At 46.2% G+C, this 15,175-nt stretch carries 10 protein-coding genes; 2 read left to right on the plus strand and 8 right to left on the minus strand.

Going from position 1 to position 15,175, the window contains the following annotated elements; translation table 11 throughout:
• Window positions 1–19: 19 nt before the first annotated feature.
• Both L1D31_RS18450 and L1D31_RS18455 read right to left on the minus strand, forming a co-directional pair.
• On the minus strand, window positions 20–787 hold the full coding sequence (locus tag L1D31_RS18450) for a general secretion pathway protein GspB (RefSeq protein WP_239838522.1): 768 nt from the start codon (window positions 785–787) through the stop codon (window positions 20–22).
• Window positions 787–2,394: an ExeA family protein gene (locus L1D31_RS18455; RefSeq protein ID WP_239838523.1), complete on the minus strand. Its 1,608-nt coding sequence runs from the start codon at window positions 2,392–2,394 to the stop codon at window positions 787–789. The genes L1D31_RS18450 and L1D31_RS18455 overlap by 1 nt, the downstream gene beginning before the upstream one ends.
• A 90-nt stretch (window positions 2,395–2,484) precedes the next feature.
• Between L1D31_RS18455 and L1D31_RS18460 the strand changes: the two genes are divergently transcribed.
• Entirely contained in the window at window positions 2,485–3,702 is a 1,218-nt protein-coding gene (locus L1D31_RS18460) for a multifunctional CCA addition/repair protein (RefSeq protein WP_239838524.1), read from the plus strand.
• A 400-nt stretch (window positions 3,703–4,102) separates the two neighbouring features.
• Here L1D31_RS18460 and eno read toward each other — a convergent pair whose 3' ends face one another.
• The 5 genes from eno to rlmD all read right to left on the minus strand — a co-directional run bounded on the left by eno (window position 4,103) and on the right by rlmD (window position 11,850).
• Window positions 4,103–5,401 (minus strand): phosphopyruvate hydratase, encoded by a 1,299-nt coding sequence (eno, locus tag L1D31_RS18465; RefSeq protein ID WP_032549795.1) that lies wholly within the window; start codon window positions 5,399–5,401, stop codon window positions 4,103–4,105.
• 78 nt (window positions 5,402–5,479) lie between these two features.
• Entirely contained in the window at window positions 5,480–7,120 is a 1,641-nt protein-coding gene (locus L1D31_RS18470; RefSeq protein ID WP_239838525.1) for a CTP synthase, read from the minus strand.
• A gap of 156 nt (window positions 7,121–7,276) precedes the next feature.
• Complete coding sequence (gene mazG, locus L1D31_RS18475) at window positions 7,277–8,077, minus strand: nucleoside triphosphate pyrophosphohydrolase (protein ID WP_239838526.1); 801 nt, start codon at window positions 8,075–8,077, stop codon at window positions 7,277–7,279.
• Window positions 8,078–8,237: 160 nt separating this feature from the next.
• A complete protein-coding gene (gene relA, locus L1D31_RS18480) occupies window positions 8,238–10,457 on the minus strand; it encodes a GTP diphosphokinase (protein ID WP_239838527.1) in 2,220 nt (739 codons plus the stop codon).
• Window positions 10,458–10,530: 73 nt separating this feature from the next.
• On the minus strand, window positions 10,531–11,850 hold the full coding sequence (gene rlmD / locus L1D31_RS18485) for a 23S rRNA (uracil(1939)-C(5))-methyltransferase RlmD (protein WP_239838528.1): 1,320 nt from the start codon (window positions 11,848–11,850) through the stop codon (window positions 10,531–10,533).
• Between the two features lie 169 nt (window positions 11,851–12,019).
• Between rlmD and barA the strand changes: the two genes are divergently transcribed.
• Window positions 12,020–14,803 (plus strand): two-component sensor histidine kinase BarA, encoded by a 2,784-nt coding sequence (barA, locus tag L1D31_RS18490; RefSeq protein ID WP_239838529.1) that lies wholly within the window; start codon window positions 12,020–12,022, stop codon window positions 14,801–14,803.
• Here the strand turns inward: barA and acpS are convergent.
• The gene (gene acpS / locus L1D31_RS18495; protein ID WP_239838530.1) at window positions 14,788–15,171 is read right to left on the minus strand and encodes a holo-ACP synthase; all 384 of its coding nucleotides are present in this window, start codon (window positions 15,169–15,171) and stop codon (window positions 14,788–14,790) included. The two genes, barA and acpS, sit on opposite strands and share 16 nt — an antisense overlap.
• Window positions 15,172–15,175 lie beyond the last annotated feature (4 nt).

Here is a 15,175-nt window from a genome sequence, read left to right on the forward strand (position 1 = left end):
CGCGAATGCGACCTTTTTCTTACCCTTTCCAATCATATAAAGCTGGCACTTCAATAACAGAACCGTTGAATGATATGGTGCTACGTTGCGGTTCAATATGCTGTAACTGAATGTCATTACGGATCCAGTCACCTTCACGATATTCCGTGCCATTTATTTTCACCCAACGCTTCTCTGGGTTACTCGAATACACATGAGTCTGAAAATTCAGCGCAGGTAACTTACCTTGCCAATCCCTACTGTGTACCGCCAGATCTGAAGCCCGACTCTTGGTACGAGAAGCTGGTGGTTCACGGGACTCAAGAGCTGATTCAACACGCATTGCTAGCTCAGGTGAAAGCCCTGACAAATCCAAACCTTCCAATAAAGCATTATTTTCTGGCTGAGTTTGAGGTTCAATACGTGACTCAACCACTTGTGGAAGCTCTACATCCTCTAAAGCCGCTTGGCTGACTAATTCAACCTCACTCACAGAGCCCACAAAATCATGTGTCTCACGCAGCTCAGTAAATGACGGGTAAGGTAAACTCTGATAAGCAAACGGTACTTCCAACACCTGCGTTTTCGCCTGATTATTCACCAGCCACGCCTCTCGCTGCTCTGTATAGCTCTGATAAATCCCAGCCCCACCAGTCAGTAATGCCGGCGCGACGACAACCGTGACCAATAGCCAACCGGGTGCAGTACGAGTTATCGAAGAGCGTTTGGCCACCTCAAAGTGGTTCATTGCATTCAACGCTTGGTGGTTTTGTTCAGAGCGCTCTAAAGCCTGCAATACTTTCGACATTATGCTTTCTCCTCTGAAACATTTAGGCTAGGTGCATTATCTTGTGAAAGCTTTTCTAGACGTTGCAGAGTTTGACGCCCAGCGATACCATCCACATGCAAGCCTTGCCACTGTTGGAATAGCTTTACTTTACGCATCAATTCTTGGTCATAGACATCGGATTGCCTTTGCGATTCTCCCAATACCTCGGACAGCCTTTGATCGAGAGCTGCAATCGCTTGACCTGACATACGAGGTTTTAATGTCTGACGCCAATAACTTTGCCAAATCTGGTAATACTGCCCTTGCCAAAGTTGATTGAGCTTAGCAATAGGCAACTCAATTCGCTCAGTGCCTAGTAGTAATTGAGCAGTATCATGGCTTAACTTATACAGTACTGCATAACTCTCTAGGCCATCTTTTCTTAACGATAAGAGTACAGGCACATTCGCTTGTTTGAGTTCAGTCAGTGTACCGTTTGACTCCGCACAACGGAAAACACTCTGATCAGTTGGCTGACACAAACGTTCAGCCACAGAAGCATTCAGCCCCCAAACATGGTAAAGCTCTGCGATCCCTTGCTGGAAATTGGTTGAGCGCGCCAATGTTGCTTGCAATTGCGTTGGAAACACTTCTTTTTCCTCAGTGATCGACTGCTGAGGTGGGTAAGCCCCTCGAAGGTGATCCTGAATTTGTTGATTCACCAGCTGAGGAGCCAACCAATAACTACCAACGGCAAAGATAGCGCCGACGGCACTCGCTAGGGCTAATGATGAACGGCGACGCTCTTGCTGCGCAGCTTGTGGTGGATGGTAAGACGTCTGAAAACTCATGATTTCTTCACAAGCTTGCTCAACACTAGCATGGCTTGGAATCGTTTCACCAATACTGTATGCACGCTTCAAAGCCGCATCGCAAATTAGGTTGATCAGGCGTGGAATCCCTAATGACTGTTGGGCAATATGTTTGAGTGACCTAGCAGAAAATAGGCTCGGCTCGCCTCCAGCTAACTCCAATCGATATTGGATATAACTGGACGTCTCTTTAATATCTAAAGGCAACAGATGATAGCGGCCTGTAATACGCTGTGCCAATTGACGAAGTTGTGGCATTTGCAACTTCTGCTGTAGCTCAGGTTGGCCAACTAAGAGCACTTTGAGCAGTTTCTGATTGTCGGTCTCAAGATTGGTCAGTAGCCTCAACTGCTCCAATACTTCGGCAGATAAATGCTGAGCCTCATCAATGACCAGTAGGGTCTGCACACCATTCGCATAACTGCTGAGAAGGAACTCATGGATTTTTTGATTGAGCTGCTTCAGTGTTGACCCCATCTGGTACTCAATCGAAAACTCATCGCAGATTGCTTCAAGCAGTTCTATGCTTGAAAAGGTGGGGTTTAGGATCAATCCTGGCTGAGTATCACTTCCCAATGATTTTAGCAACGCACGAGCAACGGTTGTTTTACCTGTCCCAACTTCGCCCGACAGCATTGCGAAGCCACCGCCTTCTCCTAGGCCGGCTTGCAATCGAAACAGCGCTTCTTTATGCCTCTGGCTTTGAAACAGAAAACGAGAATTCGGCACAATCGAAAACGGCAGCTCTGTGAATCCAAAATGTTGTTTATACATACTTCTCGTCTCTGGGAATTTACCGATAAGAAAAGTACCATTGCTGAAGTGAATAGCCAATTCTAATATCCGAATTTAAGAGAGACATCTGTGCAAATATTTCTGGTTGGCGGGGCAGTCCGCGATAAATTGCTGAATATAGAGGTTTACGACCAAGATTGGGTGGTAGTTGGTGCCTCGCCTCAAGAATTGCTCGCTCAAGGCTTTATCGCGGTTGGAAAAGACTTCCCCGTCTTCTTACATCCTAAAACCAAACAAGAATATGCCCTAGCAAGAACCGAACGCAAAACTGGTTCAGGCTACAAAGGCTTTGATTGTTATTTTGCTCCTGATGTCACCCTTGAAGAGGACCTGATTCGCCGAGACCTGACTATCAATGCAATGGCAGAAGATAAGCAAGGCCGGATTATCGACCCTTACGGCGGCCAAAAAGATCTCAATGAGCGCATTCTTCGCCACGTTTCAGATGCTTTTACAGAAGATCCTCTTCGCGTACTCAGAGTCGCACGCTTCGCGGCGAAACTACACCACCTTGGTTTTACCATCGCCCCAGAAACTCAACAGCTAATGGCTCAGATTGTCGAGTCTGGAGAGCTAGCTCATTTAACGGCTGAACGTGTGTGGCAGGAATGGCACAAATCGCTCTCAACCCAAGATCCGCAGGTTTTTCTATCGGTCCTGCGTGACTGCGGGGCCCTCAAAGTGATACTTCCTGAACTGGATCGCCTGTTTGGTGTACCTCAACCAGAACAATGGCACCCGGAAATCGATACCGGGATTCATAACCTTCTAGTCGCTAAACAAGCCGCTCTGCTTAGCCGATCACCCACAGTGCGTTTTGCCGCTCAAATGCACGATTTAGGTAAAGGAGTCACCCCAAAGGAGGAATGGCCCAGCCATAAAAAGCATTGCTACACTGGGCTTAAAATCATTAAACAGCTTTGTGAACGTGTACGTGTGCCTAATGAATACCGCGATCTCGCCTTAATGGTGTGTGAGCAGCACTCCAATGTTCATCGTGCCGCTGAGCTTCGAGGTAAAACCATACTTAAGGTTCTCAATAGCTTTGATGTTTGGCGTAAACCTGAACGTTTAAAAGACATCTTACTATGTTGTATGGCTGATAACCGAGGTCGTACAGGGTTTGAAGATGCCGAGTACCCTCAAATGGATCTTTTCGAGCGAGCCTACCAAGCGGCTTTAGCCGTTGATGTACAAGACATTATCCAAGATGGTTTTAAAGGTGCTGCCATTCGTGAAGAGATGGAGAAACGACGAGTGAAAGCGATCGAAGAAGCAAAGGCTTAGGCTTAGGCTTAGGCTTAGGCTTAGGCTTAGGCTTAGGCTTAGCAATTCAAGAGTCGTGTAAATACCTTCATTTTCTCGACAAAAGTCAGCTAAGACTCTAAAAGTTTTTAGAGCCTTAAACGCAAAATGCCCCACTAAAAAGTGAGGCATTCATTAAAGCTTTAAGCTAGTAATTCAAACTATGAATTACTGACCTTTAACTTCTTTAAGACCGTTGTAAGGAGCTTTAAAACCTAGAGCTTCTTCGATACGGATTAGCTGGTTGCTTTCTTTTAGGTATAGCAGCAACGCGGTCAGAACGGCTCATTGCTCATAGAGCTCTAAAAGCCTTAAACACAAAATGCCCCACTAAAAAGTGAGGCATTCATTAAAGCTTTAAGCTAGTAATTCAAACTATGAATTACTGACCTTTAACTTCTTTAAGACCGTTGTAAGGAGCTTTAGAACCTAGAGCTTCTTCGATACGGATTAGCTGGTTGTACTTAGCAACACGGTCAGAACGGCTCATAGAACCAGTCTTGATTTGACCTGCAGCTGTACCTACTGCTAGGTCAGCGATAGTTGCATCTTCAGTTTCGCCAGAACGGTGAGAGATTACTGCTGTGTAACCTGCGTCTTTAGCCATCTTGATTGCAGCTAGAGTCTCAGTTAGAGAACCGATTTGGTTGAACTTGATAAGGATAGAGTTAGCTACGCCTTTCTCGATACCTTCAGCAAGGATCTTAGTGTTAGTAACGAATAGGTCGTCACCTACTAGTTGAAGCTTGTCACCTAGTAGTTCAGTTTGGTGCTTGAAGCCATCCCAGTCAGACTCGTCTAGACCGTCTTCGATAGAAACGATTGGGAATTGGTTAGCTAGCTCAGCTAGGTAGTGGTTGAACTCTTCAGAAGAGAAAGTCTTACCTTCGCCTTTCATGTTGTAGATGCCAGCTTCTTTGTCGAAGAACTCAGATGCAGCACAGTCCATAGCTAGAGTAACGTCTTTACCTAGTTCGTAACCAGCAGCTGCAACAGCTTCTGCGATAACTTCTAGAGCTTCAGCGTTAGACTTAAGGTTAGGAGCGAAACCACCTTCGTCACCAACTGCAGTGCTGTAGCCTTTAGACTTAAGAACTTTAGCTAGGTTGTGGAATACTTCAGCACCGATACGTAGACCTTCTTTAAGAGTCTTAGCGCCAACTGGTTGGATCATGAACTCTTGGATGTCAACGTTGTTGTCTGCGTGCTCACCACCGTTGATGATGTTCATCATTGGTAGAGGCATAGAGAACTGACCAGCAGTACCGTTTAGCTCAGCAATGTGCTCGTATAGAGGCATGCCTTTAGCCGCTGCAGCAGCTTTAGCGTTCGCTAGAGAAACAGCTAGGATTGCGTTAGCACCGAACTTAGATTTGTTCTCAGTACCGTCTAGCTCGATCATTACTGCGTCGATTGCAGCTTGGTCTTTAGCGTCTTTACCAGTTAGAGCTGTAGCGATTTCGCCGTTTACCGCTTCAACAGCTTTAAGAACACCTTTACCTAGGAAACGAGCTTTGTCGCCGTCACGTAGCTCAAGAGCTTCACGTGAACCAGTTGATGCGCCAGATGGAGCAGCAGCCATACCTACGAAACCGCCTTCTAGGTGTACTTCAGCTTCTACAGTTGGGTTACCACGTGAGTCGATGATTTCACGACCTAGAACTTTAACGATCTTAGACATTAATGTTTCCTCTCGTTCAAATATAAATGTCAAATTTAAAAGGCAGCAGCACAACCTTCGCCACTGCCCGTATCCTTTTTACTTCTCTAATTCGCTGCGTTGGAATTCACCAGCCGCTTTTACGAACCCTGCGAATAGTGGGTGACCATCGCGAGGTGTCGAAGTGAACTCTGGGTGGAATTGAGCCGCTACAAACCATGGGTGAGCTGGATTCTCAATAACTTCCACAAGTTTCTTATCTGCTGATAGGCCTGACACTTTTAGGCCCGCTTTTTCAATTTGTGGACGCAGATTGTTGTTCACTTCGTAACGATGACGGTGACGTTCATGAATCGTCGCGCTACCGTAGAGTTCACGAGCTTTAGTCCCTTTCTCTAGGTGACATAGCTGCGAACCAAGACGCATCGTACCGCCTAGGTCAGACTTTTCGGTACGTTCTTCAACTTTACCTTCGCCGTCTACCCACTCCGTGATCAAACCTACCACAGGGTACTTGGTATCTTTGTTAAATTCTGTTGAATGTGCACCTTCCATACCCGCAACATTACGCGCGTACTCAATCAGTGCCACTTGCATGCCCAGACAAATACCTAGGTAAGGAACCTTGTTTTCACGAGCGTATTGCGCCGCACGGATTTTGCCTTCCACCCCACGGTCACCGAAACCACCAGGTACCAAGATAGCATCTAGACCTTCCAGCGCTTCTTCACCTTTGTTTTCTACGTCTTGTGAGTCAACGTACTTAATCTTAACGCTCAAACGGTTCTTCAGACCTGCGTGCTTCAGCGCTTCGTTGACTGACTTATAAGCATCCGGCAGTTCGATGTACTTACCAACCATACCAATGGTCACTTCTGCCGTTGGGTTTGCTTCTTCATAGATAACCTGTTCCCACTCAGTAAGATCTGCTTCAGGAGCAGAAATACCGAAACGAGAACAAACTAGGTCGTCAAGACCTTGAGATTTGATCAATTGAGGGATCTTGTAGATTGAATCTACGTCCTTCATAGAGATAACCGCTTTTTCTTGTACGTTACAAAAAAGAGCGATCTTCTTACGCTCGTTCGCTGGGATCATGCGATCAGAGCGACAAACGAGAATATCTGGTTGGATACCGATAGACAGCAGCTCTTTCACTGAGTGCTGAGTCGGTTTCGTTTTCACTTCACCTGCTGCGGCAAGGTAAGGAACCAGTGTCAGGTGCATGAACATAGCACGCTCACGGCCTAGCTCTACAGCCAACTGACGGATTGCTTCCATAAATGGTAGAGATTCGATATCACCAACGGTGCCACCAACTTCAACGATCGCAACGTCATGGCCTTCAGAGCCTGCAATAACGCGGTCTTTGATTGCATTAGTGATGTGAGGGATAACCTGAATGGTTGCACCTAGGTAGTCGCCACGACGCTCTTTACGTAGCACGTCAGCGTAAACACGACCGGCGGTGAAGTTATTACGCTTAGTCATCTTAGTGCGAATAAAACGCTCGTAGTGACCAAGGTCTAGGTCAGTTTCGGCACCATCTTCTGTAACAAACACTTCACCGTGCTGAGTTGGGCTCATTGTGCCTGGGTCAACGTTGATGTAAGGGTCAAGCTTCATCATAGTCACTTTAAGACCACGAGCTTCAAGAATAGCGGCAAGAGATGCTGCTGCAATACCTTTACCTAGAGAGGATACAACCCCGCCAGTAACAAAAATGTAATTTGTCGTCATGTTTAACCTGAAATTGGTTGAATGAGGGAAATGGATTTCTTCTGGACGGGAGATAAATATACCAGAAGACCCTTATCGCCACAACGTGAAATCTATCACACTGTAATTTTTTATTTTTTGCTTCAAATCAAATTCGATCGGCAAGATACACTATGATTACGGCTTCGATTCGCGGCGTTTTACTTCGTCCCACATGCTATCCAATTGTTGTAAATCAAAATCTGTCAGTTGCTTACCTTGCTCTGCCACCATAGCTTCAACACTTCTAAATCGTTGAGAAAATTTGAAGTTTGCTTTGCTTAAGGCCGATTCAGGATTTTGGCCTAAGTGCCGACTTAAATTGACGGTAGCAAACAGTAAATCGCCTAACTCCAACTCAATTTTCGATTCATCAGGGGAAACTTGAAGTGCCTCTGCCATCACTTCATCAACCTCTTCTCTCACTTTGTCGACTACAGGCCCTAATGAATCCCAATCGAAGCCAAACTTGGCGCACTTCTTCTGAATCTTTGTCGCACGCGACAAGGCCGGCAGAGAATTCGGTATTGAGTCTAGAATACTTTGTTCCATTCTGCCTACTTCAGCTTTTTCTTTGGCTTTTTCAGCTTCCCAGTTGGCGTTGATTTCTTCGTCCGATTCAAATTCAACATCAGAAAAGACATGGGGATGACGACGCGTGAGCTTTTCATTCAGCGTGTCGACCACCTCTGAAAAATCAAACAAACCCTGTTCTTTAGCTAGCTGACTATAGAAAATAACCTGAAACAATAAATCCCCGAGTTCTTCCTTAAGGTTTGGCCAATCGCGATTGTGGATGGCATCTACGACTTCGTAGGTTTCCTCAATGGTGTGAGGAACAATCGTGTCAAAGCTTTGTTTTAGGTCCCACGGACAGCCATTCTCAGGATCACGAAGCTGCGCCATAATCGCTTCTAATTGTTCTATCGGGTGATTCATGTTCTCTTTTCCTTTAAGCCTTGCTATTTAAAGAAAAAGGCGAGCAGTCCAAACCACTCACCTTCTACATTGTATTTTCTCAGCGGCTTTCACTAAGTAATTGTTACTTTTACAAGAAAACGTAGTTAACACCGTAAAAGTGACACGTACGACGTGAAAGTTAGCCTAAGCGTTTAACACTCATAACATCTCGGATCTGCTCTACTCGCTTCGACACACGCTGTAGAATTTCGATATTCGTCACCTCAAGATCAAAGTCCATAATCGACAACTGCTTACGGTAGTCAACACGACTCTTCATGCTGGTGACTTTGATTTTCTCGTTGGCAAACAGCGTCGTGATGTCTTTGAGTAACCCACTGCGCTCCATGGCTTCTACGCGTACCGTCAGTATATAAGACCCTACAAAACCACTACCCCACACAGTATCTATGATACGTTCTGGCGCGTGATGACGCAGCTCTTCCAGTTGTTCACAGTCCGCTCGGTGGACAGAGATCCCCCGCCCTTGTGTGATATAACCAGAAATCTCATCACCCGGAATGGGCTGACAGCATCGTGCAAGGTGCGTCATCAAATTATCTACACCTTCAACCACTACGGCATCTTTCTTCGGACGACTTTGCGCAGGCGCTTTAGTTTTTGCTTCCTGCAGTTTTTCGAGCGCCTGCTGATCTTCTTCTTCAGCGGTTGGCTTGTTCACCAAAGCATTGATGTGATTAATGATCTGGTTAATACGCAAGTCGCCGCTGCCAACACCGACGTATAGCTCATCGGCACTGTTAACATTAAAACGTTTCAGCGCATATAGCTCTGCATCTTTCAGTGTTGCACCGATTTTTGCCAATTCGACTTCAAGGATCTCTCGACCCGCTTCTAAGTTCTTCTCACGTGACTGTTTGCGGAACCAAGCATTGATCTTGGCACGTGCACGGCCAGAAGTGACAAACCCCATTGACGGGTTGAGCCAGTCTCGCGAAGGATTGGGTTCTTTCGCCGTGATGATCTCGACCTGATCACCCATAGAAAGCTTGTGAGTAAACGGTACGATGCGACCTGCGACTTTCGCTCCAATACAGCGATGACCAACTTCAGAATGAATGTGATAGGCAAAATCAAGCGGTGTCGCGCCCATCGGCAAATCAACAACATCCCCGCGCGGGGTAAAGGCATAAACGCGATCATCAAAGACCTGACTGCGGACTTCATCCAGCATCTCACCTGAATCTGACATTTCTTCCTGCCAATCAAGTAGCTTACGCAGCCAAGTAATTTTCTCGTCGTAGCCACTTCGACCACCACCACCTTCTTTGTACTTCCAGTGCGCAGCAACCCCCAACTCCGAGTCTTCATGCATGTCTTTAGTACGAATCTGGATTTCGATGGTTTTTCCTTCAGGGCCAAGGATCACGGTATGAATTGACTGATAACCATTTGGCTTGGGGTTTGCCACGTAATCATCAAACTCACTTGGCAAATGCTTATACTTAGTATGCACCACACCTAGGGCGGCATAACAATCCTGAAGCTTATCAGCAATGATTCGAACCGCACGCACATCAAACAGTTCATCGAATGCCAAGCTCTTCTTCTGCATTTTGCGCCAGATACTGTAAATATGCTTCGGACGGCCACTCACTTCCGCATTGATGCCTGACGATGTAATTTCATTCGACAGGTCATCCACAAAATCTGTGATGTACTGTTCACGGACGATACGACGCTCAGACAGCTGTTTGGCGATTTGCTTATAAGTTTCTGGCTGTTGATAACGGAAAGCATAATCTTCAATTTCCCATTTCAGCTGACCGATACCTAAGCGATTCGCCAAAGGGGCATAAATGTTTGAACACTCTTTTGCCGCTGCTTGACGAACTTCATCCGGGGCTTTCTTCACCTCAATCAGATTACAAATACGCTCGGCAAGTTTGATCACCACGCAGCGAAAGTCATCAACCATCGCCAGTAGCATGCGACGCACATTATCGACCTGAGCAGAAGCAGCGCTGCCTTCCATTGTGACGTTGAGTTGGCCCAATGCCGCCATTTCTTCAACACCATCAATCAATTTTATCGTTTCCTTACCGAAGTCCTCCTCCAGCGCTTCACGTTGATACGCACCGCTAGAAACGACGGGGAACAATAAGGCGGCGACTAGCGTTGCTTTGTCCATGGAGAGGGTAATGAGGATTTCGATCATTTCACGGCCACGCCATAATAACAGTGGGCCTTGGTCGTTATTTTCAAGAATCGTTTCGCAATGGCGATACACTTCTTTAAGACGCTTCGCGACTTTTGTGTCCTGCTCTAGGCTAGCAATCCAATTATCTAGATCAAACTGTTCGTCTTGGTTCAAATGTGCGCTTCTTACCGCAACCATTGTCTTCGTCCTGTTAAACTTTTTTCTTCGACCTACCCCGCAGTGAGACTGCGCTTGAGAGAGTAAGTTCGTATTAATCCTTCACAAAAAGCGCCATGGATTCTAAGTGACTGGTGTGTGGAAACATGTCTAGCATTCCCAATCGTTGTAACTTGAATCCCTGACTTAGCAAGCTCTGAGAATCTCGCGCTAGAGTAGCAGGATTACAAGAAACATAAACGACTCTTGTCGCACCTAGCGATGAAACTTGCTCGACAATACCACTGGCGCCAGCTCGTGCCGGATCCAGCAGTATTTTATCAAACTTTTCTCTCGCCCAGAGCTGACCAGACATATCTTGTTCCAAATTCGCCTGATAAAACTGTGCATTCTCAATCTGGTTCACTTGAGCATTATGAGTGGCTTTACTAACCATCTCATCGATCCCTTCCACGCCCGTCACACTCTTCACCTGCTTAGCAATAGGGAGGCTGAAATTCCCTAGCCCGCAAAATAAATCTAACACTCTGTCTTGCTCAGATAACGCCAGCCAATCCAACGCCTGAGCCACCATTTGCGCATTCACTTGTTGGTTCACTTGAATGAAATGGTTTGGTTCAAACGGAACAATCACACCAGCTTCCCGATAAACACCCGCCTCACCGGTTTCTAGCACCAGTTGTTCATTGTTTGGCATTAGATAAAGCGTAACTTTATTGAGCTTGGCAAATTCAAGCAGTGCAGTATGATCTTTATCTTTCAGTGGCTTGAGATGACGTAAAACCACAATCCGTGTGTTGTCAGCTTTTACCAACTCGACATGGCCGATGTTCTCTTGTTGAGAAAAGCGTGATAACAGCGCATATAACTCAGGCAATAACTCATCCAATTCCGGTGTCAAAACGGGACAATGAGTTACGGTGACGATGTCTTTACTCTGCTTCTTGCGAAAACCGAACTGCAGTCGGCGCGTTTTTTTATCCACCATGACACTGATTCGGGCACGGCGTCGGTAACCTTTTGTGTCCCCCACAATAGGCGCATCTAGGTTCAGTGTTTGCCCCGCAAATTTACTCATCAACTGGCTCAATGTTTGCTGCTTATGCGTTTGTTGATGCGCACTGCTCAAGTGCTGCATGTTACAACCGCCACATTGCTGATAGTGAGGGCAGAAAGGCTCAACACGCTGTTCACTGGGTGTCTGAATTTTGATTAAAGATGCGCGAGAAAATTTACTTTTGCTTTCTGTTAATTGTGCGATGACCTGCTCTCCAGGCAATGCACCATCGATGAAAATTGGCTTTTTGTTCTGGTAAGCAATTCCGGCACCGTGGTGATCGAGTTTTTCGATCTTCAACGATTGATGCTTAGTATTGAGTTGAGTTTTCTTTTTCGGTTGGAAGAAACGCGCCATGCTTTACTCTGTGCCTTTTAACTATTGCTCTGTATTGATGTTCAGGCGCACCTTTTCAGGCCTGAATCATTGTCTGAGCCGAACGAGTTTATTATGCTTAAGGATTCGACGGCTTCTTCTATTTGTGGAAGTTATTTTCCCATATCCACACCACGATGTTTAGATAATAATGACAAGATATGGCTTACGCGCCCGCGTTATTACCCTCACACTCGCACCGACGTTGATCATTGGCCTGTTACTGAGTGCATTTTTCTCTTTTAACCGCTATCACGATCTCGAAAAACAGGTTATCAATTCAGGGTTAAGTATCATCGAGCCTCTGGCGATTGCCAGTGAAGAGGGATTGAAAAACAACAGCCGCGAATCTGTCCGTCGAATTATCAGTTATGCGCATCGTAAAAACTCTAAGTTCGTCCGCAGTATTGCGGTTTTCGATTACAACCACGAATTATTCGTTACTTCTAACTTTCATCCGAACTTCGAATCTCTGACATTCCCGGGCAATGCGCCAATTCCACTACTGGTCACTTCTGACTTACAGGAAAACACACTGATCCTACGTGCGCCGATCATCGCTGAATCAGGGCTGATATCAACACAAAAAGGACAAAACACCAACCAAGCTCTAGGCTACATTGCGGTAGAGCTGGATCTTTCTTCCTTACGTTTGCAACAATACCAAGAGATTTTTTCCGCTTTTCTGGTTCTACTCTCAGGGCTAGGGCTATCCGCGATGTTCGCTTACCGATTGATGCATGATGTCACGCGCCCGATTTCTCATATGAAAAACATGGTCGACAGAATCCGTCGTGGACATTTAGATGTGCGAATTGAAGGTAAAATGCATGGAGAGCTCGATTCACTCAAAAATGGTATCAACGCAATGGCAGTTTCGTTGTCAGAATATCATGTGGAAATGCAGCATAGTATTGATCAGGCTACTTCCGACTTGCGAGAAACGCTTGAACAGCTCGAGATCCAAAACGTTGAATTGGATATTGCCAAGAAACGAGCCCAAGAAGCCGCGCGAGTGAAGTCTGAGTTCCTCGCGAATATGTCTCATGAGCTACGTACACCATTGAACGGTGTGATTGGCTTTACTCGACAGATGCTCAAAACCAAGCTGACCAACAGCCAAGCGGATTATTTGCAGACCATCGAAAAGTCAGCTAACAACCTGCTCAATATTATCAATGACATTCTGGACTTTTCTAAACTGGAAGCAGGCAAGTTGGCATTGGAAAATATTCCATTTGAGTTTCAGGAAACGCTTGAAGAAGTTGTGAGCTTGCAAGCCACCAGCGCCCATGAAAAAGGCCTCGAATTAACCCTTAAAGTGGATCCTAAAATCCCTGCAGGTCTGGTCGGAGACCCGCTACGTATTCAGCAAGTCTTGACTAATCTGGTAGGCAACTCGATCAAATTTACCGAGCGTGGCAACATCGATATCAGTGTTGAGCTACGCTCACAGAAAGAAGACTCAGTCGAGCTTCAGTTTATGGTGCGGGACACCGGCATTGGTATTTCAGAGCGCCAGCAATCACAATTATTTCAAGCATTCAGCCAAGCGGACGCCAGTATCTCTCGTCGCTACGGTGGTACGGGGCTTGGCTTAGTCATTACCCAGAAGCTGGTCAGCCAAATGGGGGGAGAAATCAGCCTAACCAGCCGCTTGCACCAAGGTTCCACCTTCTGGTTCACTCTGAGATTGAACGCCACGGATATGCCCGTGAGCGATTTGATCGAAACTCAGGTTCTCAAGCAGAGAACACTGCTGTTGGTAGAGCCAAATATGCAAGCCGCTTCTGTCACTCAACAAACTCTTGTACAAGAGGGCTTGATTGTTACCTATCGCTCTTCCGTGCCTGAAGAAGCCAACAAATACGATTATGTGCTACTGAATCTTGCGCCAAATAAAGCCAACGAGCCTGAACTAATCGAGCAATGGGTGAAACAAGCACAGCTATGTGCTCCTCAAGTTGTGGTCGGTATTCCAAGTACGGCTCTGGCATTGTCTGATCATCTGATTCAGACCCATCATGTCCATTGTATTACTAAGCCATTATCTCGTCGCAAACTGCTGCAAACACTGGCAGCAAATCAAGAAAGTTTACCTGTTATCGAAGCAGAACCCGCCTACAATGAAACCCTGCCACTTACCGTTATGGCCGTCGATGACAACCCGGCTAACCTTAAATTAATCAGCGCCCTATTAACAGAGCGGGTCGAAAAAGTCGTCACTTGTACTAATGGCTTAGATGCCGTGACTCAGGCGGAAGCTCAGCATTTCGATATTATATTAATGGACATTCAAATGCCGCACATGGATGGTGTGACCGCTTGTGGCAAAATCAAGCAAACACAACTGAATGCCAGCACTCCAGTGATCGCTGTGACAGCCCATGCTATGAGTGGCGAACGTGATAGATTACTAGGAGCGGGTATGGATGATTACCTGACCAAACCGATTGAAGAGCATGTACTGCAACAAGTACTGATGCACTGGAATCCATATACTTCTGAAACACAAATGGAGAAGATCGACTTACCTTCTGATATCGAACCTGATGAACACACTAGCGCGCCTATCATTGAGCACGACAACATCATTATTGACTGGCAAGCAGCGCTTAAACAGTCGGCAAACAAGGAAGACCTTGCACGCGATATGCTGCAAATGCTGATCGACTATATTCCCGAAGTCAGCGCAATCGTTGAAGCGGCGTTGGAAGAGGAAAATGTGGACAGTGAAAACCTCATCCACCATGTACACAAACTGCATGGCAGTAGCTCTTACTGTGGTGTCCCTAGATTAAAGAAAGTCTGCGCGACAATAGAGAAAGCTCTACGTTCAGGCGCCAGTATTGAAGATATAGAACCAGAGCTGTTTGAGCTACAAGATGAAATGGAAAAGGTCACCGCAAGTGCGGCGCCTTATTTAGATTCGTAGATAACGGTAGCCACGGCATAGTGACGCTCATCGGAAATCGACAGGTGGATATGCTCCACCTGTTTTTTTTGAGCAAATTCCAATGCTTTGCCAGATAAGGACAACAGTGGCGCGCCATGTTCGTCATTGGTAATGGTGAAGTCATGGAACGTCACCCCCAATGCAATACCAGTGCCCAATGCTTTTGATGCGGCTTCTTTAGCCGCAAAGCGCTTAGCTAAAAACCGCCCCTGCTGCTTCAGCAATTGGAATCGTTGTAGCTCAACATCCGTCAAAATACGTCGAGCAAACGCTTCTCCACTACGAGTTAGTGCTTTCTCCACTCGCTCGATTTCTGCAATATCTGTCCCTAGACCAACGATCGCCATTGTG

It is taken from the genome of Vibrio sp. Isolate23 (genome assembly GCF_022398095.1).
Classification (GTDB): domain Bacteria; phylum Pseudomonadota; class Gammaproteobacteria; order Enterobacterales; family Vibrionaceae; genus Vibrio; species Vibrio coralliilyticus_A.